Source organism: Bartonella sp. B17 (assembly GCF_053795755.1).
In genome coordinates, this window is sequence record NZ_CP200032.1 from 732,501 (window position 1) to 752,552 (window position 20,052).

A 20,052-nucleotide genomic window follows, 5' to 3' on the forward strand; every position below is an offset into this window, starting at 1 on the left:
GAACCGTGGTAGACTACCACGTTGATAGGTCAGGTGTGGAAGTGTGGTAACACATGAAGCTTACTGATACTAATAGTTCGATAGGCTTGATCGTTCCCATTACCTATATACATTTACTAATGCAGATATAAGAGAGCTTCTCATCGTTTCTATGCGCTTTGCTGACTTGGTGGTTATAGCGGAGCGAACGCACCCGATCCCATCCCGAACTCGGCCGTGAAACGTTCCAGCGCCAATGGTACTGTGTCTTAAGGCACGGGAGAGTAGGTCGCTGCCGGGTCTGCTAAGTGCATAAAAACCTTTCTAAGCAAAAATAAAATTAAAGGTGAAATCACTAAAGGTGAAATCACAATTGAACGTAAAAATAATCTTAATCTGGTCTTAATGGCGCGGGGTGGAGCAGCCCGGTAGCTCGTCAGGCTCATAACCTGAAGGCCGCAGGTTCAAATCCTGCCCCCGCAACCAGTATCAATCAGTGTTATAAAATACTATCAAAAAAAATCTAAGCTCGAAAATACAATAGACAGGTAGATCATATCTTTTAAGAACAACGGGTTGCTCATTTAAAGTCCGTGGAAAACTTAGAGGAAAAAAGTGCGCTATATTATGAAACTTCATGGAAGCTTTTCTGAAAAATTTTGGCGCGCTCTTAACATCTTTAAAAAACAGCATAAAAACATGAAAAATTGTTAGGGCAAAAATGCCCATTCGTAACTGAATAAATAGGAACATAATCATCGCAGATTGTGCTCAAAATATGCTCCTTAATCTTCTTCCTAAAAAATATAACCCCATCAAACGCGCATCTATAGCTTGTAAATAAAAATCTTAAGCACAAACTTTTTGATCTTCAAACACGCTCCTCAGCACAACCCTCTCTCATTATCGTCTATTTTGCTATTAGTTATGGGGAAAAAAGACGCTGTTGGTTCCATAAAAACACACTTCATCTCCTAAATACAATCATAGTGACCAGATCTTCACTGATATCTGCTTTGCAACAGAACTCAACATGAAAATTAATATAAAACCAAAAATTCTGGTTTTTATTCAAGACGCCATTATTAAGCGGCATAATATGAAGCAGAATAAGGAAAAATATATCACTTCTTATCCTATTAAAAATAAGCTAAGCTTAGAAAATTAAGTATTTGGGAAAATAAAAAGCTGCACCAATTGTGCAGCTTTTCTATGAATTTCATATTTTGTGAAGCAAAGATTTTTTTAAATATGTAAAGGGATTTTACGACTTTTGTAGCCATAGTAACCAAAAAGACTGGCAACAATGGCACCTATCAGACTTCCAAAGAAACTCCACCATCCAATGTGAGATGCAGTTTTAGCAGCTTGATCGGCAGTGTCACGAGCATCCTTTGCAAGTGTGTCTAATTTCTTGGATAATGTATCTATCTGCTGTTCAAGAGCCTTTATTGTCTGCTCGGTTTTTGTTTTTGCTGTTTGATAAACATCAAGCGCTTGATCGGTTGTTTTTTCTGCTTCAGCGCGGGTCATGCCATTGTTTATAAGAGCGTTGACAATATCGTCGCGGTCAATGTTTTTTGTGATATCTTGTATATGGTCTGAAAGACGTGTGCTCAAGTTTTTAAGATGTGTGCGATAATGAGAAGGATCATCCTTAAAAGCCATTATAGCAGAGCCGATATCTTTGATAGCGGCCTTATAGACTTGCTTTAAACGGTCAGGGTTGAGAGCGGGGATATCACTTTTATTGAGGAATTCGCGCAATTGGCTGCGCAATTTATCAAAATCAACTCCATTACCGTCTTTCCCATTTAAAAAGTTTTCGCTACCTAACTTTGAAAGCAGAGGAAAGCTATCTGTGTCTAAATTGGCCACAGTTTGCTGTATCGCAGAACCGCTATTTAAAATAGCTTTAGCGCCTAAATTTGCTGCGCTCGAAGCGAAAAAAATCGTTTGGATAGCTATGATAAGTGTTAATAAAGCCCAAGTTAAAAAACCATGAAGTGTGCCTGACATATCTGCAAAACGTCCAGCAATAAAACCTCCGCTTGCTAAGCTGAGAAGCATAATAATCAGGGAACCAATACCAATGGATAGAAAGACGCCCTCAAAAGGAGACGAAGAATAAAGGTCAATTTGCCCTAATCCTAAAGCTACAACCAGAAAAGATAAGCAGATTGAAGTAGCAAATGCTGTCACCAGTCCAGCAAAAACGGCTGACCATGAAATGGGTGTGTGAAGAAAGGGATATTCTGTTTCTATTGATGTTGCTTTAAATAAATGAGTATCACGCTCACCTTCTGGAATACGGATTTCCATGTCTTTATCTCCTTAAATGATGCTGGAGATAAAATGCACTTTTGATAATTATGTTCCAAAAATGGTCAAAACAAACAAAAATAGTAAATGATACGTGATGAAAATGTAGAAACACTCAAAAAACGATTGCTGGTATTATAGGTTAGACGCAGCAGTTGTTTTTAATGTCTTTCTAGATAGTTTATATTTGCATGCATCTTTTTTTGGCATCATAGCATGGTTGAACGGTGTTTAATAACTAGAAAATATTTGACTCTAAAATTTCACAAAAAATGCGAGTGCTGTCGTTCAGGTTTTTTAGGATATTACTGAGGTTAGAGTTTTACATTACCTTTTTTGCAACAAATATTTATACAATTTCGAGTAAAAATCATATGCATATATGAATTGTGAAGGGGATCTCTATTGAGCAATGAAACCACGAGTATTCTTAAAGATTTATTTAGTTCAGAACAAAAGTAGGCATCTGTTTCTTTAGAGATGAGAGATATATTTTTAGGAGAGAGGATCGGAAAAACCTCTTAATGAAAAAACAAAAAGGCATTTTGATTATTTATGACAGGTACAGAAAAAACTTGTAAATTTTGTTGAAAAATATACCTGTGAAGAGTTAATCGTAAATATGCGTTATTAATTTCTCTGCCAATAAATTGCTACAAAAATTTCATAAAGATGTTTTCTAACGCTTTTACACTATTGTACGATAGTTAGATATCGTATCTCGTGTGCAGGAGTGTTTGGCGTATGGTGTTGTTCAAACTTATAAGAGAAAGAATTGTTTTACGTGCAAGATGCGAAGAAATATTGAGTCAGCGGTTTTTCTATACTTTTATTTGTTTTTCGGATGGGCAATTTTTAGGCATTTATTTGGGCAGATATTGAAGCTGTTTATTTGAGCATATTCTCAGAATCGCTTTGCTGGTTGTGTGTAGAGACTTTGAAAATGCGTATGAATTGTTGGAGAAAAGCTTTGATGTTTTTTATGAGCCAATTGTAAGCGTTGTTTTTGGTATCTGGATGTTGGAATTTTATTGTAAAAATTTTTAAAAGTCGTTTCAACACTAATTTTGCGTGCTGTCCTGCTGTCTATTGGGATGCGCGATGGTTTTTGTAAACTAAACAAAAAGGAAGAATTTCGATGTATCAGATTGATTACAATAGTTATCGCTCTATCAAGAGCTTTAATCGTCGTGTTCGTTTTCTTGTAATGCATTATACTGCGCTTGATTTTAAAGCCTCTGTTATGGCTCTTACAGGAGAAAATGTTAGCGCCCACTATCTTGTTCCTGATCCATCAGAGCAGACGTATATTGAGTCAGGATTTAAAGATATGCGTATCTTCAATCTAGTTGATGAAAACGAGCGTGCATGGCATGCGGGTGTGAGTGCATGGGCTGGACGCAGTAATCTAAACGATACATCTATTGGGATTGAAATAGTTAATTTAGCGATGAGTCACTCTGATTCATCAGAAAAGGCGCATACTGATGAAGCGTCTTTGAAGGGTGTGCACATTTTATATCCAGTTAATAAAGATGGATATGAATTGCAGGATGAAGCAGTTAATTTAGTTCCTTATGAAAATGAGAGCTTTATATTTCCTCCTTATAATCCGACGCAAATTGATGCAGTTAAGGAACTTGCGTTGAATATTCTTCAACGGTATCCAGATATTATGCCAACCGATGTTGTTGGGCACAGTGATATTGCCATTGGACGAAAGAGTGATCCAGGGGCTGCTTTCCCATGGAAAGAACTTTATACGGCAGGCATAGGAGCATGGTATGATGATGAACTAAAGGATCATTATCAGGAGCAGTTCTGTAAGAGTTTTCCATCCAAAGAGGATGTCTTGGCTAAGTTGAAATGTTATGGATATGATATTTCGATTGCATGTACCGAAATTGGGTATAAGAATTTGATCCGAGCGTTTCAGCTTCATTTTCGCCAAAAAAATTATGATGGAATTTTGGATGTTGAAACAGCGGCAATTATCTATGCTTTGGTAGATAAATATTTTCCGTCAAATTGATTTGACTCAGTTTAATTTAAATAGTTGCAGATGGTTCTAAAAATTAAGAACTGGCAACATAGGTTGCCAGTTCTTAAAAACGTCGTTTAAGAATTAGAATGAGTGTTGGATACGAATCATACCTTGTAAAGCACTTTTCCCATTTAGAGCATGTATAAATGTTGTATTGCCGTCAATGCTCTTTAGAGTACGATCATCGTTCCAAGAAACATAAGTTAATTCAGGTGTAATCACGAGACCTGGAACCAGCGTGTATGAAATATTTACGGAAGTTGCAAAGGTTTTTACAGCACTGTAAGAAATTTGAGCATTCAAATCTGCTGTTGGGGTAATTTTATAAGTTGCGCCAGCCCATGCAGCCCATTTTCCTCCCCAGTTTGCATAGATTGTGGCATTTTGTCGTGATAGTATAAAACTACCGTCTTTTGTAAATATAGCGGCGCCATCTTTTGTGTTTACTTCATAGTAGTCAATGTTGTCTTTATAGCCACCCATTGCCCATAGATTTAAATTCTCATTGATATTGAAATCTACACGCAGCTTACCAGCCCATTTTGCATAGTAAGAATCATAAGCAGCAACTGTTGAAAAGCCACCCCATTTTTGCATAAATTTCATACCAACAACAAAATTAGGAGTATAGTCTTTTGTTTGTTTACTCAATTCGGGCAGATCATCGATGAAAGTGGGAGAAATTGCACCATCGTTATTAATGTAAAAGCTTTTGTTTGTAGTACCTGAAGCATTTCCTAATTCAGCTCCGATAATAGCAGAAAAACCGCTGTCGCCATTAAAGGTGTAAGAAATAAAATTGGTTCTTGTAACACCAGCGGGCGCTATGCTGTCATCATTTATAACATTACCATAGCCACCAGTCCAATTGTTGAAAATTGTATCATCAAGACCTACGCGAAAACCACCAAGTTCGAGGTAAGCAGCTGAGAGTTTTGCACCATCCTTGTCTCTACCGTTGCTCCACTGTGAGTAAACCTTTGCATATGAACGAAGTGTTCCTAACTCTGTTTCAGTGGCAGTTTGAAAAACAAGTGTGAGTCGTGATGATGCACCGTAGCTTTTTCTACCTTCGTTTAATTCTGCATTTGTTGTTGCATCAACGTTATCTCCACCTATAAGATCAGCACGGATACTGCCTGATAAGCGTATGCAAGTTTCTGTCCCAGGGATATAAAAATATCCTTTTCCATATGCATCACAAACGCGAACATATTTCACAGGTTCTAATTTTTTTGCAACTTCTGAAGCTGCTTGTGCTCCAGAAATCGTGGCAAAAATTGCTGTAGTGCTAAAAAAAAGGGATTTAATATTCATAATGGATCTCTCCGGTAAGGGTAACGTAATCTTGATATTTGCTTAATTCACTCAAGACAAAATGAAATATGCAATATTGATGATCTTGGCTATACTAATCTTTTTAGGATATACAAATACGAAATTGCTTTTTTTTATGGTATTCATGTAGTATCCGGTGAAGTGTTGCGAAAAAATCACTTTTTTTGCCTATTCATTGTTATATTCAGAGTTCATTAATAAATTTTATTTGATTTGGTTAATAAAAAATAAAAATCTTAGATATTTTTGAAAAAAGTAGAAAATATCTTGAACTTTTTGTCGATACCGTTTATGCACCGCTCTTGGAGAGGTGGCCGAGTGGTCGAAGGCGCTCCCCTGCTAAGGGAGTAGGGCTCAAAAGGCTCTCGAGAGTTCGAATCTCTTCCTCTCCGCCATTGATCTTAAAAAACTTTCCTACGTTTCTTGATGGCATAGATCAAAATCGAAACATTTGTGGATTTTTTGCTGTTTGCAATTGGTGTCCTCTTTATAAAAACATCCCGTTTTTCTCTATTTTTCTTCTCTATAATCTCTTTCCTGAAAACGCTGTACTTGGGAAATAAAGTACAGAGCTTTTAGTTATGAAAAATAAAAGGGTTAGCAATTGACCTATTTGCATCAGTCTATGCTTAGTATTGTTATTTATCGGGTGAGATGTTGAACTTGGAACGATAGCAAATACAGTTTTTGTTGTCTTTATAATCTTCAAATGGATTGCTGTCGTATATGTCGAAGAATTTTTAAAGCATCTCCTTTCATTGGCAAAATCTTTCAGCAGCTTTTACTGTTTGTTGGGAGAAGCGGTTTGTCATTTGCCATGTTTATTGGGATGAGGTTATAAACGTGAGAGATGTTATCATTTCTGGTGTTGGTATGTAACGCGAACAGTATGATCATCAATAAATTTGATTGAAATATGAGACTACTCGGCATCTGCATGTTTAGAAAGGTAACACAAGTTACATTGGCATTGAGGCTTTCTAATTTTTATGAAAAGCTTGGGGCGATTGTAATGCTTTTAGTGTATCTATAAGGCTATCAGTAACTTGTAAATCCTATAAACCAATTAAGGTTGGATCTTTTGCTCTGATAATACGAATTTTATCCTAATTCATATGATTGATAGTCAGGGACATAAAGATTGTACGAATTGAGGAATATTCTTACAAGCAAAGCATTACATAAATCTGTAGAAGAGACAGTTGTTTATAATTTTGCTCGTGATAAGCAGATATTCGACAGATGAATTATCCTTCTTTAAGCGACTCTAAGAAACACCAAGCCGCATAATGTGGAACAACCTGTTTCAGCAATAATTGATTATAGGGAACGGTCAAATGGTGTTGCTTGGTTTTAGAATGATGTACAGAAATAGTCATTTTTCCCATCACTTCTGTTGAAGTTATGAGTGTTTGGAATGCTGGCTCTATTTGTACAGAGACATTGCAGCGCGGTAAGTTGCGCTTATCAGGGATCGTTGTTGGCAAACAAGATTGCAAGGCATTATCTTTTGTTTCCCAAATGACATTATAGTGTGCAGTTAAAATATCTAAAGCGGTTTTTTTATCTCGACTGACAATATAGCCAGAAAATTCTTGTTCGAACTTTGCTAGAGCTTCTGTTGATAGGGAGGCATCGTGTGCTGTCTCTATTTCCACAAAGACATAAGGGCTTTTCCATAAAAAATGCACATTATGTTCTTCTGCTAAATTCATTTTTTGCACTTTGCGGCCTATTTCACCCTCGCTTATTCCAATTAAGACCCAATGATAGGTTTTTTTCTGCTCTTGTAGATAGGCAAATTGGCGCAAATAATTTTCTAACATGAGTTGCGCTTGTGATGGCGGCCCAGGTAAAACAAGAATTTTCGCTTGCTCAAATGATAAATAAAAGCCTGGAGCAGTGCCCCATGGATTATCTAATATTTGTGCGTTTTCTGGAAAAAAAGCCTGCAATTTATTGCAGTCATCTAAAGGCAAGCCTAATTTTTGTAATTGATCTTGGATTGTTAACCAAGCTGTTTCATTATAAATTAACGCTTGTCCAACCGTTTTTGAGACAGCTTCCCGTGTTTTATCATCAGGCGTTGGACCTAAACCACCACAGACCACAATAAGGTCATCTTGTCGGCAAGAAGCAAGAATAGTGTGGTTAATATGCATGAGATTATCACCACAAGTGCTTTGAGATCGAGTCACATAACCAAATTTTTTAAGCCATTGGCTAATCATTTGTTGGTTTGTATTTAAATACTGGCCCGATAATAATTCATCACCAATGGTAATAACACTGGCGCTCAAATATTCTTTGGGTTTTTTTATGGCTTCGATAATGGCATGAGCCATTTTTGTGGTTGAGGCGTTGCCACCTAAATCATAAGTTAAAATTTGTGCCTCTTTCATAACTTGTTTAATAGCCTTGTGAATTTGTCCTGCTTCTTTTTCAAAACCCAAATAATCAAGAAGCATGGCAACAGTATAAAACATAGCAGTTGGATTTGCTTTATCTTGTCCTGCTATATGGGGTGCACTTCCATGAACAGGTTTAAAATAAGCACTTTTCCCGCCGATATTAGCGCTCGGCGCTAACCATAAACCGCCCATAACTGCTGCACCAACATTTGACAGAACATCACCAAACATATTTTCGGCAACAATAACACCAAATTCATGTGGCTTTCGGATAAGACAAAGTGCTAGAGCATCGACATTGTGGATGTCGGCATGAATGTTAGGAAATTGTGCAGCAACCTCAAAGAAAATTGTTCCAGCAAAATGGCTACTTTCTTGCATCACATTCAGCTTATCCGCGAAAGTTACGCGTTTAAAATGATGTGTGGAGGCATATTCAAAAGCTAATTTAAACAAACGCTCTAAACCAAAACGTGTTTGGATGCGAGCTGTCCACGCTACCTCATCTCTTCCAGATTTGTCAATATTGGGATGTTGTAATCGCTTAGAAACTTCGCTTTTTTTTATACCTTTAAAATCTAAACCAGCATAAAGACCTTCACTATTTTCTCGTATAATACAACAACGAAAGGGATGTCCTTCGCCAACAATCGAAAAAATAGGGTAAATATTTGCAAATAGGTCTAGCTTTTGTCGCAATTGGATGAGAGGAGAAACATAGGCTACATTTTGATTTTTATAGGCGAAGGGGAGAGCTTTTAAAGCCTCCGGTTTATCTTTACTGGTTATAGCACCTAATAAGATTGCATCAGCTTCTGTTATTTTTTGCCAAGTTTCAGTAGGCACTGGATTTGCATCTTGGCACCAACATTCCCAGCCAATGGCACTATAGTCTAATTGTATTGGTAAGTTAAAAATTTCAAAAAGTTTTATAGCTTCTCTACATATTTCAGGCCCGATACCATCACCGGCTAGTACTAATACTTTTTTATTCATAATTAATTTAGTTATTCCTCTTGAAATAATTGCATTCTGGTTATGGGATTATCACTCTAAGGACGCATATCTGTATCTGGAATGAATAGTGATGTTGCATATAATCATCTTTAGAGATGCCAGAGAGATGCCAGTTAATCCAAGGCCTTTTATGGATTTGGAAGGGCTGTTACGATAGCTAATTTTGACCCATTCAATATCGCTATGTGTTATATTTTGAATATGTGTTAAAGCATAGTCAAGTTTAAATTGGAATTTATTTTGATATCCATCATTTTCATAGAGTTAGTTACAGCGATATTATTTATTTTACTTACAATTGCTCCTCTTTCATGTAATTAATTTACATTATTTACAGTTCCAAACTTGTATCCAGATCAATATATTATAAATCCACTTATGCAGATAAGATTTGTGATGATGGCTGTATAACGTGAGACATGATCGGAAATTTTTCCGATAAGGAATGCAGTTAGAGCAGTACTATCCAATTGCAAAGTACTCATTACACCAGAGGCTGCTTCTGAGTTTTATGGATGTGCAGCAATCGTAGAAGCTGTGTCCAAGGGTAGCAAAAAACTATTACCGAAAGTAAGAATAGAAAAAGATACTGGTTAGTAATAAAATGGACTTATATAAAGCTGCAGCGTACACAAAACCTCTTTCAGAACAAACAATATACAGCTTTGGTGGATAATATTTTCGATATTTCTTTTTTTGCATGAAAACCAACCAAACGCTGTGCAAAAGGCATGTTTCTCACTACACAGTTTTACGAAACTCTTCGGTTTCTATCGCAAAAACGTGTTTCTCTTTACTTGCAGGCATTGCTGCAACGATAATTGGTATTCAAGCCAGTTGTTGGTTTGTGTTGACAATGATTGCACTGAGCTTCGCCATATTATGGCGTATCTTCTCTTCTTTATGGCAAAAAAATTATCATAGTAAATAAGTAGCTTAAAAAATGAATAGCACTATCTACAGTATGCGCCAAAATGTGATACAGATAATTCTCGAATTCGGTATGAATTCTGAACCTTTGAAAAAATTGTTTGGCTGGGATCTTCTACTATAAATAAGTTTGTTCACACTTCGCGTCTTATTTTAGTAAAGAAGGAACGCAGTTTTAAAGATTGGCGTGCATGTTGTGGTAAAGTGCTCAAGAAAACAAGTTGGCTGTTAAAATTTTCTAAATGAACATAAAAGCTGGCTATATTCTATTTGCTTTGTATTTTTTGTAAGGCTGAAAAAAATTATGAAAATATTCAAGGTAATGACCTTAAAAATTCTCAAAGTTCTTTTTGGGTGAGGCATTTTGAAGGTTCTTAGGATCTATTTATAGCTAAAAGAGGTATTTTTTGATAATTATCTATGTGGCAAAAAAGATTTGCAAATTTAGTATTTGATTTTAGAGTTACTATTAAGATTCGAACTATTGACGTTGAAGTTTTTTGTACATTAAAAATCGTTTTTTAAAAGGTATAACAGTAAACTTCTAATGTTCTATTTAGAGTTGTTATGAGTATTTTTAACCAAGCGATAAAGGATGAATTATTTGGTGGATTAAAAATAGAATAATCAACTAATTTATTGATTATAATTGATTTTTTAAATGGTGCCCAAAAGAGGACTCGAACCTCCACGCCTTACGGCACAGGTACCTGAAACCTGCGCGTCTACCAATTCCGCCATTTGGGCTATGAAATTCATCTAAGCTTACGAAGAAGCTCTGTCAATAAAATTGTAAATTCATTTTTTAGCTGAAATCATTAAAAAATAATTTGTGTCTGTTATAATTTAAAAGATTTAAAGTGATATGATTGTTTTTGATGAAATTGTTGAGTCAGAATTGAATGTGTAAATAATAGGAATGCCAGTTGTTAATTCTTTAGATACAATTTCTTTACCATCTAAACCTTCAAGTGCCATAATAAGAGCGCGGAGAGAATTGCCGTGAGCTGCAACCAAAACAGTTTGAGAACGCAAAATATGAGGTTGGATATGGTAAAGATAATAGGGCCAAACACGTGCACCGGTATCGCGTAAGCTTTCTCCGTTAGGTGGTGCAATAGTATAAGAACGGCGCCATATTTCTACTTGTTCTTTCCCCCATTGTTGGCGCACTTCATCTTTATTTAGACCAGATAGATCACCATAATCACGCTCATTTAATGCGGAGGTTTTTATTAATTGCAAATCTGGTTGTTCCATTTGTTCTAAAATGTGCTGAGCTGTTTTTTGCGCGCGCTGTAAGGCAGATGTATAAACGATGTCAAATTTTAAACCAAATTTTTTAAGATTATTTCCCGCTGTTATCGCTTCTTCATGACCTCTTTCTGTTAGATCTGGATCTTTCCAGCCGGTAAAAAGATTTTTAACATTCCATTCACTTTGTCCGTGACGGATTAAAACAAGTGTGCGTCTCATTACGAATTTCCTGCGTTAATTCTTGACTATTCGTCATTTAGTCCCAAAACATCGAGCATTGAATAAAGACCTTTTTTCTGATTTCTTGCCCATAAAGCTGCTTTTAACGCACCATTGGCAAAAATAGAGCGTTCTTGTGCTAAGTGTGAAAGAACAATGCGCTCGTTTAAGCCAGCAAAGATGACACTATGATCACCAATGACGGTTCCACCTCTTGAACAAGAAAAACCGATAGTGCCTTTTTCACGTTTTCCTGTATAGTTATTGGGTTCGCTAAGGCTAACGTCCTTAAGCATAACATTGCGACCTTTAGCTGCTGCATTGCCAAGAAGAAGAGCTGTTCCAGAAGGAGCGTCAATTTTGCTAGAGTGATGCATCTCGTAAATCTCAATATCAAAATCATCAGATCCTAATATTTGAGCTGCTTTTTTTACGAGGCTTGCTAAAAGATTAATTCCAAGGCTCATATTTCCAGATTTTACAATAGTAGTATGCTTCGCTGAATCTGTAATTTGCGCTTCTTCTGTTTTATTAAATCCTGTTGTTCCTATAATATGAACTAAGCCTTTTTGAGCTGCATAGTCGGCATAGAGAACACTGGCTTGTGGCCGAGAAAAATCCAAAATCCCTTCCGTGTTAGAAAAGGCACTTTCGGGATCATCAGTGATGCGAATGTTGAGAATATCTGAGCCAATTAATGTGCTGGCGTCTTTTCCTACAAAAGACGATCTTTCACGCACAAGCACAGCAGAAAGTTCCACGTCTTTTCTATGCTGGATAGCAGTAATGAGTTCTCGTCCCATTTTTCCATTTCCACCAACAACTGTAAGACGCATATTTATCTCCTTATGATCTTTTATTCTTTGAGTATAGGTAAATTCTCTTTTTTTTTCCAATTGTTCTTTTAATAAGAAAAAAATTTTTTTCTTTTGATTATTGGACTAATAGTTGGTTTATAAGAGCTTGTCGTGAAAAATATACGCGTTATCTGATAGAAGAGATCCATGCGAAGACAGAGCAATAAATTTAAAATGCGCATTTTGTGGACGATGTGAGGATCACATGTTATGATGCGTAAATCCGTAAGATTCCTTGTAATAGAAGCGATTAAAGATTTATTGTTTACTGTGAATATTGCTTTTACTTTTGTCTCCAAGAGGAGGGATACTCAAAAATCAAGATCCGCATAATGAGGACTAGCCGCAATTCCTCGAATGCGATCTGTTAAAAGAGGGCGAAAGGAAGGACGCGATTTAATTCGCATATACCAATCTTTGGCTGCAGGAGAATGCTCCCAATCAATTTCTCCTAAAAAATCCAGCACAGAAACAGCCGCAGCTGCTGCTAAATCTGCATAAGACAATTCCAATCCGACTAACCAATCACGAGATGCGCAAAGCCAATTAAGGTAGTTCATATGTGGTCGAATATTGGCGCGTGCATTGCGTAAAATTTGCGAATTTGGGGCTCCACCTCCAATGGTTGATGGCATTTCACGTTTATAGATTCTTTCTCGTACAATATGGCGTGTAGCCTCATTTTCAAATTTATTTAAGAACCAATCGTTGAGACGGCGCACCTCAGCACGATCTAAAGGGTTTTCAGGAAAAAATTTATTTTCTTGTCGTAAACTACCACGTGTTTCATCTAAATATTCGAAAATAACGGTGGCTCCTGATAAGGGAATTTCACGTTCAGCTAGAAGGACAGGGACATGTCCAGCTGGATTAAGTGCGAGAAACTCATGTCTTCTTGCCCATTCGTGTTCTTCAATCAGTTGCGTATTTATAGCATATTCTCCAAGAACGAGGCGTATGAAGCGAGAGGCAGAAGATAGAGGTGAGTGAAAAAGCGTCAGCATAATTTATACTATTAAATAAAGTTGATGAATTCTGTAAAGAGTAACAAGATGACTTATAAAGGTGCTTTACTGGAAGTACAAGATCATTAGCCTCTGTAAACAATCATATTTAATAATTAATAACAGGGATATACTTTATTATGACAGGGTTATACCTTATTATATGATTGCTTGCAAAATCGCAGCGCGTAATTCTTCTAGACCTAATACTTTTTCTGAAGATGTTACGAGAAGTTCAGGATAAGCTGCTGGGTGCTTAAGGAGCGTTGCCTGTGTAATCATTATTAACTTTTTGAGCGCGTCTGATTTGACTTTATCGCTTTTTGTCAACACAATCTGGTAAGAGACAGCTGCTTTATCAAGAAGAGTTAGAACATCTGCATCATTTTTTTTGATTCCATGACGTGAATCAATCAAGACATAGACACGTTTTAGTGTTGTGCGCCCCCGTAAGTAGCTAAAAATTAGGCGAGTCCACGCCTCAACAAGATTTTGTGGAGCTTCAGCAAAACCATAGCCTGGCATATCTACAAGTGCTATAGGAGGAAGGTCTTCAGATTGACTGCTAAAACCATCAGGTACAAAGTAGTTAAGCTCTTGAGTGCGTCCTGGTGTATTTGAGGTGCGTGCTAAATTTTTTTGCTGAACGAGTGCATTTATCAAGGATGATTTCCCAACGTTAGAGCGTCCTGCAAACGCGATCTCCGGTGGTCCCTCAGGAGGAAGAAAGCGTATTGCAGGCACTCCACGAATGAAAATCCAATTGCGAGAAAAAATTCCAGAAAGAGAAGAATATTTTGTCATTCATGAATTTCTTTTTTTGGTGATTTTCGCCACATAGCTTTTAGATTATCTAAAAGCTCAATTTTAACGCCTTGACGTTTCATCATGATACCTTGCTGAATCATCGACAATACATTGTTCCATGCCCAATAAATGACAAGACCAACAGGGAAGGAGGCGAGCATAAAGGTAAAAATGACTGGCATCCACGTGAAAATCATAGCTTGCGTTTGATCTTGGGGAGCAGGGTTCATACGCATTTGTAAAAACATTGTTATTCCCATGATGAGAGGCCATGCGCCAAGCATAAGAAATGTTGGAGTTGTATAAGGCAAGAGACCAAACAGATTAAAAAGAGAAGTTGGATCAGGAGCTGCTAAATCTTGGATCCAACCGAAGAAAGGGGCATGCCGCATTTCAATGGTGATATACAAAACTTTATAAAGAGCAAAGAATATTGGAAATTGAATCAACATGGGCCAACAGCCTGCAAGGGGATTGATATTTTTGCTTTTATACAACTCTACAATTGCTTGTTGTTGCTTGACTTTATCATCTGGATATTTTTCTTTGATCTCCTGTAACATTGGCTGTAAAAGCTTCATGCGTGCCATAGATTTGTAGGATTTATTTGCAAGCGGGAATAGAAGTATTTTCAAGAGTACTGTGACTAGAAGAATGGCTACACCAAAATTGCCTGTTTGCTTATAAAGAATATCAATAATAGAAAACATTGGTTTAGTGATGAAATCAAACCAACCCCAGTCAATTAAGAGAGCGAATTTTTTAATATTCAGCTTATTTTGATAATCATTAATGATCTCAACTTGTTTTGCACCAGCAAAAAGATGGTTTGTAATGGTCTTTGTTTCATGGGGAGCAACAGTTAAAGGGGCTTCAAGCAAATCAGATTGATAGTGAGTGCTTAGGCGATCAAAATAGATAAAGCGACTTGTGTATTCTTTATCTTGCTTAGGAATAACCGCAACAGCCCAATATTTATCGGTAATGCCAATCCAACCTCCTGTAACTTTAGCAAAAGTCATACTCTTTTGGCCATTATCAGGATTGGGACTAAGATCTGCCATATTTGTGTACTTTTCCGTTTTGAGTGCATCACCTGCAACTCCTATCATGCCTTCATGGAGTACATAGGCTGCCTTTGAGTTTTCTGGTGGAGCAGCACGTGCAACTCGAGCATAAGAGGAAAGGTAGATTGGTTCATTACTTTCATTGCTGATAGAATCCTCAACGGTAAACATGTAATGATCATCAATCGAAAGGGTTCGGCGGAAAATTTGTCCTTGTCCGTTATCGTAGATTAAAGTAACGGGTGTTGAAGGGGTTAGAGTTGTATTATTGCCTTCTATTTGCCATTGGGTATCAGATTGTGGCAATGCTTTTGCAGGTAAAGATGAACTTGTAAAGCCAAATTCAGCAAGATAAGTTGTGGTAAATCCCTTGGGATTGAGTAGAGCGATTTCTGGTGAATCTTTATCTACTGTTAGGCGATATTTTTTGAGCAAAAGATCATCAAACTGTGCGCCTACAAGATTAATAGAGCCCGAAAGTTCATTCGTATTTATTGGAACACGATTTGTTTTTGCTAATTGAATATTCCGAGCCTCAGAAGTCATTTTAGAATTTATTACAGGTATTGCCCCATGTATTTGTGCATCGTCAGAAGAATCTGCGGTAGCAAGTGGAGATTGTTGTTTTGACAGCTGCTGTGCATTCATTTGCTGTTGTTGCAGTTCGGCTTGTTTGGGAGCAACATAAAGAAAATGCCACGAGGTGAGCACTACAAAAGACAATCCAATGGCGATAAAGAAATTGCGGTTATATTCCATTCTTACTATCCTGTTGCCGTTGCTGATGTTGTATTTTCGGTTTTATCCGTACTCGTCGACTTAATTCATTGATCAAAGATGTAAATGGCGCATGAAGCACATCTCGATGTGCGACAATAACATAGTCTGTTCCTGCCTCTATCTCATCTGTTAAACCAACTCTAACTGCTTCACGCAAACGTCTTTTTATACGATTGCGTTTAACAGCATTACCGTTTTTACGCGTGACAGTAAAACCTACACGCGCAACAAGGGGATGCTTCATTTTTGCTGTTTGTTCACGGGGTTTAACTTCAAGCAAAAATAAAGGACCGCGTCGTTTTTCTCCTGTACGTACAGCCAAGAAATCCGCTCTCTTGCGAATGCGGCAGGGATGTTTTTTCTTCATAAAAAACGTCTCGTAGCTTTAATAAATGCCTGCAAAAATACAAGCATTTGAGATCCATAATAAAAACCTCACAACAAGGAGACGGTAAGTAATATTAAACCTGTCGTGAAAATTAAAAATGGTCAAGCAGATAACCGTTTGCGTCCACGAGCACGTCTTGCTGCGATAACTTTGCGTCCACCAGCTGTTGCCATACGTGCACGAAATCCATGACGGCGTTTACGTACAAGTTTAGAGGGGTTGTAAGTGCGTTTCATTTATTTTAATACCGCGGTGTGCGGCCCTTCTTATTTCTATGAGCAGTTATGCGCTAGACGAACAATCTTACTTTTATATCAAATAATCGCCAATCCATAAGGAAAAACATTAAAAAAGTCAATCTTAGATTATTTTTCTACCTCTTGAAAAAATGCAAAAAATCTCTCTAGATATTTATTTTGTGAAAGATATTTCCAAACTTAAAAAAGTGATTATTGGTTATCATGCTTCAATTTACAATTATTTTGTCCATATACACATGCATTTAAAATAGGCTATAAAGAAAGCAAAGTGATTTGTTATTGTATCACTATAAAAAGTATCATTATGCACTATTCTTTTTTAATATAAGCAATTTGCTCGATTTTAGTTTTTAAAGACGCTTTATAAAGTGATTGTACAGTAAAGTATATTTTGCTGAATTTCATGCTTTAAGTTTTTTATATGAGGTTGGTTTAGTTTTTTGAAAGAGATAAGACGTAAAATACTTATACACTTTAAAATTCTCATAAAGTGAAAATTTTTAGGTCATTAATTTAGGTATTTTTGTCTTTGTTTCTGTGTTTTCTGGCATTTATATATTTATTAAAGAGGAAAGAGTGTGAATCTTATCACAAGCGAGGTTATTCGCAAAGAGTTACGGAAAATTAAGGGACTGGATTTTGAAAGCGATATTGTATCGTTGGGGCTTCTTTCAGAAATATTGATTATCAATGGTAAGGTTTTCTTTTCCATTACTGTTCCTGATGGGCGTGTGCAAGAATTTGAATCGTTGCGTCATGCTGCTGAAAAAATGGTAAGCGCTATGGATGGGGTTGAATCTGTTGTTGTTACACTTACGGCAGAAAAAAAATTGAAGTCATCTTTGTCTGTGCGTAAAGACGCGATTTTGTCTGCACAAAAACATAGAGCAAACTCATTGCCTGCTAAAACGGCGATAGAAGGTGTGCGGCATGTAATTGCGGTTGCTTCTGGGAAGGGCGGGGTTGGCAAATCTACCATGGCGATAAATATTGCTTTAGCTTTACAAGATTTTGGCTTCAAAACGGGAGTGATGGATGCAGATATTTATGGTCCATCTTTGCCGCGTTTGACGGGGCTTGTTAATCAAAAATCGCAGCTTGTAGGTGAAAAAAAACTTCAACCGCTTGAAAAGTTCGGCCTTAAATTAATGTCGATGGGATTTTTGATTGAGGAAGAAAAGCCTGTAGTCTGGCGTGGTCCCATGGTGATGGCGGCTGTAACGCAATTGTTAAGAGACGTTTTATGGGAGCCTCTTGATGTATTGGTGGTTGATATGCCACCAGGTACGGGAGACGCGCAATTAACGCTTGCGCAACAAGTGCAATTAACGGGTGCGCTGGTTATTTCTACTCCACAGGATCTTGCTTTGGTTGATGCTCGTAAAGCGATAGAAATGTTTATGAAGGTTGATGTTCCTATTTTAGGCCTCATTGAAAATATGAGTTATTTTATTGCTCCTGATACACGAAAACGCTATGATATTTTTGGTTATGGTGGTGCACGTGCAGAAGCTGAACGCCGAGGTATCCCTTTCTTGGCAGAAGTGCCGCTTGATGCTGCATTGCGGTCTTCTTCAGATGATGGCGTGCCAATCTTTGCTGCTAAACCCAATGAAGAGCATGCCAAGCTTTATCGTACAATAATTGATCAGGTAAAACACAATTTTTTTTAATTGTGTTTTTCTAAAAGCTTTTACTAAGATACAATCATCAAAAAATATAAAGGATTGTTTTATGAGAATTTCAGGAAATGAGCATCTTATCATTGGATTAGATGTTTCAGATGTCAAACAAGCGGAAAAATTGATCATACAATTGAGTAATAATATCTGTTTTATAAAATAGGTTATCAATTAGCTTTTGCTGGTGGCATGGAAATTGATTAAAGATTTTGTTCAAGTGCGGAAAGGGTTTTTTTCGGTATGAAATTGCTAGATAATGATTATATCATTGAAAAGGCTGTAGAAAGTATTGAAAATTAGGTGTTTTGATGCTGAGATTCATACTTACCCTAAAGCATGCAGGTAGCTGGTTTTGATACTCGAGAGAGCGATTTATGTTTGCTTGGGGTGACAGTTTTGATGTTGATGGATGAAGCTGATTTCAAAAATGCAGATTATAAAGATAATTCAGAAAATTTAGTCTTGAAAAGAGCTGAGCAAGCTAAAAATGTGGGAATGGGTAGAATTATTGTTTCGGTTTTGAAATGGAAGCTATGCGGAAGATGATTGGTGTTGATATGGTGTTAGTCACACCGAGAATTCGTCTTGTTGGAAGCAATAATGATGATCAAAAATGGGTTGTAACGCCAAAACAAGTGTTAGAAGCAGGAGCAAGCCATCTTGTCGCGGCAAAACCGATTGTTCGCGCCTCTGATCTTTTAGCAGCAGTAAAAAAATTTTGGCAGAAATGGTCGATGATGATCAGGGATCAAGATATTGGTAAGGTCTAATGGCAAGAGGATGTTGATTATGAAAGAAGGGTATGAGTAAGAAAGCATATTTTATAGGCGCTCATGCTTATTCTGCACCCGTCATAGAATCAGCGCTTTATTTAGTGGCAACGCCTATTGGAAATCTTGCAGATATAACGATTCGTGCTTTGCAAGTGCTCTCAGGGGTTGATATCTTGGCGTGTGAGGATACGCGTGTGACGCGTGTCTTGTTAGAACGCTATGGTATTGAGAAAAAAACATTTCTTTATCATGAACACAATGCGCAAAAAGCAGGATCGAGATTATTAGCGGCTTTGGCAGAAAATAAAGCTGTTGCACTTGTTTCAGATGCTGGGACACCGCTTATTTCTGATCCCGGTTTTAAATTAGTAGAGCAGGCACGTGAAGCGGGTTACAAAATCGTTCCGATTCCTGGTGCCTCAGCTCTTTTAGCCGCTTTAGTGGCGACGGGACTTCCTACGGATAGCTTTTTCTTTGCAGGTTTTTTGAGTGCGCGCAAGGTACAGCGCCAAAAGCGGTTGGAGCAATTAAAAGCTATCCCTGCAACTTTGATTTTTTATGAATCACCTCATCGTCTTGTTGAAACTTTGCAGGATATGGTCTCTGTTTTTTCGGTGGATCGGCCTGCTGCAATATGTCGTGAATTAACAAAAAAATTTGAAACAGTGGATGTTTCTAATTTAGGAAATTTGCTCGAAAATTATGGGAAGCAGTCACGAGTTCGTGGGGAAATTGTTGTGCTTGTTGGGGCAGTTCTTTCCTCTTTGGAAGCGATAAGCGATAAAGAAATTGATGGAATGTTATTAGAATTGGCAAGTGTGCATTCTGCGGCAAAAGCTGCAGCGATGGCTGCAAAAAAAACAGGCTTCAAAAAGCAAGAACTTTTTCAGCGGTTGATTTTTTTAAAAGGTGCATAA

The 20,052-nt window shown here is 37.3% G+C and carries 13 protein-coding genes, 3 tRNA genes, 2 rRNA genes and 1 pseudogene (1 of these 19 cut by a window edge); 8 read left to right on the top strand and 11 right to left on the bottom strand.

Features of this window, described 5'->3' with window-relative positions; translation table 11 throughout:
* The 3 genes from V4B18_RS03225 to V4B18_RS03235 all read left to right on the top strand — a co-directional run.
* Positions 1 to 94: ribosomal RNA gene (locus V4B18_RS03225) — 23S ribosomal RNA — on the top strand (it extends 2,717 nt beyond the left edge of the window).
* A 71-nt stretch (positions 95 to 165) separates the two neighbouring features.
* Positions 166 to 280, top strand: a 5S ribosomal RNA gene (rrf, locus tag V4B18_RS03230).
* A 108-nt stretch (positions 281 to 388) separates the two neighbouring features.
* A tRNA-Met gene (locus tag V4B18_RS03235) sits at positions 389 to 465 on the top strand.
* A gap of 759 nt (positions 466 to 1,224) precedes the next feature.
* Here V4B18_RS03235 and V4B18_RS03240 read toward each other — a convergent pair.
* Complete coding sequence (locus V4B18_RS03240; protein WP_455476337.1) at positions 1,225 to 2,301, bottom strand: DUF3792 domain-containing protein; 1,077 nt, start codon at positions 2,299 to 2,301, stop codon at positions 1,225 to 1,227.
* 1,138 nt (positions 2,302 to 3,439) lie between these two features.
* Between V4B18_RS03240 and V4B18_RS03245 the strand changes: the two genes are divergently transcribed.
* Positions 3,440 to 4,333, top strand: a complete 894-nt coding sequence (locus tag V4B18_RS03245; protein WP_455476391.1) for an N-acetylmuramoyl-L-alanine amidase — start codon at positions 3,440 to 3,442, stop codon at positions 4,331 to 4,333.
* A 93-nt stretch (positions 4,334 to 4,426) separates the two neighbouring features.
* Here V4B18_RS03245 and V4B18_RS03250 read toward each other — a convergent pair whose 3' ends face one another.
* Entirely contained in the window at positions 4,427 to 5,662 is a 1,236-nt protein-coding gene (locus tag V4B18_RS03250; protein ID WP_455476392.1) for a porin, read from the bottom strand.
* A gap of 325 nt (positions 5,663 to 5,987) precedes the next feature.
* Between V4B18_RS03250 and V4B18_RS03255 the strand changes: the two genes are divergently transcribed.
* Positions 5,988 to 6,078, top strand: a tRNA-Ser gene (locus V4B18_RS03255).
* 852 nt (positions 6,079 to 6,930) lie between these two features.
* On the opposite strand, the gene V4B18_RS03260 is transcribed toward V4B18_RS03255, so the two are convergent.
* From V4B18_RS03260 to rpmH, 9 genes are all read right to left on the bottom strand, one after another.
* Positions 6,931 to 9,090, bottom strand: coding sequence for an isocitrate/isopropylmalate family dehydrogenase (locus V4B18_RS03260; RefSeq protein ID WP_455476393.1), 2,160 nt, complete (start codon positions 9,088 to 9,090; stop codon positions 6,931 to 6,933).
* 1,613 nt (positions 9,091 to 10,703) lie between these two features.
* Positions 10,704 to 10,788: transfer RNA gene (locus tag V4B18_RS03265), tRNA-Leu, on the bottom strand.
* A 108-nt stretch (positions 10,789 to 10,896) separates the two neighbouring features.
* A complete protein-coding gene (locus V4B18_RS03270) occupies positions 10,897 to 11,517 on the bottom strand; it encodes a 2,3-bisphosphoglycerate-dependent phosphoglycerate mutase (protein WP_455476394.1) in 621 nt (206 codons plus the stop codon).
* A gap of 26 nt (positions 11,518 to 11,543) precedes the next feature.
* Positions 11,544 to 12,353: a 4-hydroxy-tetrahydrodipicolinate reductase gene (gene dapB, locus V4B18_RS03275; RefSeq protein WP_455476395.1), complete on the bottom strand. Its 810-nt coding sequence runs from the start codon at positions 12,351 to 12,353 to the stop codon at positions 11,544 to 11,546.
* A 332-nt stretch (positions 12,354 to 12,685) separates the two neighbouring features.
* Complete coding sequence (locus tag V4B18_RS03280) at positions 12,686 to 13,378, bottom strand: glutathione S-transferase family protein (protein WP_455476396.1); 693 nt, start codon at positions 13,376 to 13,378, stop codon at positions 12,686 to 12,688.
* 159 nt (positions 13,379 to 13,537) lie between these two features.
* Complete coding sequence (gene yihA, locus V4B18_RS03285; protein WP_455476397.1) at positions 13,538 to 14,182, bottom strand: ribosome biogenesis GTP-binding protein YihA/YsxC; 645 nt, start codon at positions 14,180 to 14,182, stop codon at positions 13,538 to 13,540.
* Positions 14,179 to 16,011, bottom strand: a complete 1,833-nt coding sequence (gene yidC, locus V4B18_RS03290) for a membrane protein insertase YidC (protein WP_455476398.1) — start codon at positions 16,009 to 16,011, stop codon at positions 14,179 to 14,181. The genes yihA and yidC overlap by 4 nt, the downstream gene beginning before the upstream one ends.
* The gene (gene rnpA / locus V4B18_RS03295; protein WP_455476399.1) at positions 16,001 to 16,399 is read right to left on the bottom strand and encodes a ribonuclease P protein component; all 399 of its coding nucleotides are present in this window, start codon (positions 16,397 to 16,399) and stop codon (positions 16,001 to 16,003) included. Before rnpA ends, yidC begins: the two co-directional genes overlap by 11 nt.
* Positions 16,400 to 16,521: 122 nt before the next feature.
* Positions 16,522 to 16,656 carry a 50S ribosomal protein L34 gene (gene rpmH, locus V4B18_RS03300; RefSeq protein ID WP_332061010.1) on the bottom strand — a complete coding sequence of 45 codons (135 nt, stop codon included), beginning with the start codon at positions 16,654 to 16,656 and terminating at the stop codon, positions 16,522 to 16,524.
* Positions 16,657 to 17,258: 602 nt separating this feature from the next.
* Here rpmH and V4B18_RS03305 point away from each other — a divergent pair.
* The 3 genes and pseudogenes from V4B18_RS03305 (at position 17,259) to rsmI (ending at position 20,052) form a co-directional block, all read left to right on the top strand.
* The gene (locus V4B18_RS03305; protein ID WP_455476400.1) at positions 17,259 to 18,353 is read left to right on the top strand and encodes a P-loop NTPase; all 1,095 of its coding nucleotides are present in this window, start codon (positions 17,259 to 17,261) and stop codon (positions 18,351 to 18,353) included.
* Between the two features lie 61 nt (positions 18,354 to 18,414).
* A pseudogene (gene pyrF / locus V4B18_RS03310) lies at positions 18,415 to 19,125 on the top strand (orotidine-5'-phosphate decarboxylase).
* Positions 19,126 to 19,164: 39 nt separating this feature from the next.
* On the top strand, positions 19,165 to 20,052 hold the full coding sequence (rsmI, locus tag V4B18_RS03315; protein ID WP_455476401.1) for a 16S rRNA (cytidine(1402)-2'-O)-methyltransferase: 888 nt from the start codon (positions 19,165 to 19,167) through the stop codon (positions 20,050 to 20,052).

Bases quoted from the DNA above. Each gene is read 5' to 3' on its own strand.
- V4B18_RS03245 (WP_455476391.1), top strand. From the start codon at position 3,440: ATGTATCAGATTGATTACAATAGTTATCGCTCTATCAAGAGCTTTAAT.
- V4B18_RS03260 (WP_455476393.1), bottom strand. From the start codon at position 9,090: ATGAATAAAAAAGTATTAGTACTAGCCGGTGATGGTATCGGGCCTGAA.
- V4B18_RS03250 (WP_455476392.1), bottom strand. From the start codon at position 5,662: ATGAATATTAAATCCCTTTTTTTTAGCACTACAGCAATTTTTGCCACG.
- dapB (WP_455476395.1), bottom strand. From the start codon at position 12,353: ATGCGTCTTACAGTTGTTGGTGGAAATGGAAAAATGGGACGAGAACTC.
- V4B18_RS03240 (WP_455476337.1), bottom strand. From the start codon at position 2,301: ATGGAAATCCGTATTCCAGAAGGTGAGCGTGATACTCATTTATTTAAA.
- yihA (WP_455476397.1), bottom strand. From the start codon at position 14,182: ATGACAAAATATTCTTCTCTTTCTGGAATTTTTTCTCGCAATTGGATT.
- rsmI (WP_455476401.1), top strand. From the start codon at position 19,165: ATGAGTAAGAAAGCATATTTTATAGGCGCTCATGCTTATTCTGCACCC.
- V4B18_RS03270 (WP_455476394.1), bottom strand. From the start codon at position 11,517: ATGAGACGCACACTTGTTTTAATCCGTCACGGACAAAGTGAATGGAAT.
- V4B18_RS03280 (WP_455476396.1), bottom strand. From the start codon at position 13,378: ATGCTGACGCTTTTTCACTCACCTCTATCTTCTGCCTCTCGCTTCATA.
- rnpA (WP_455476399.1), bottom strand. From the start codon at position 16,399: ATGAAGAAAAAACATCCCTGCCGCATTCGCAAGAGAGCGGATTTCTTG.
- yidC (WP_455476398.1), bottom strand. From the start codon at position 16,011: ATGGAATATAACCGCAATTTCTTTATCGCCATTGGATTGTCTTTTGTA.
- rpmH (WP_332061010.1), bottom strand. From the start codon at position 16,656: ATGAAACGCACTTACAACCCCTCTAAACTTGTACGTAAACGCCGTCAT.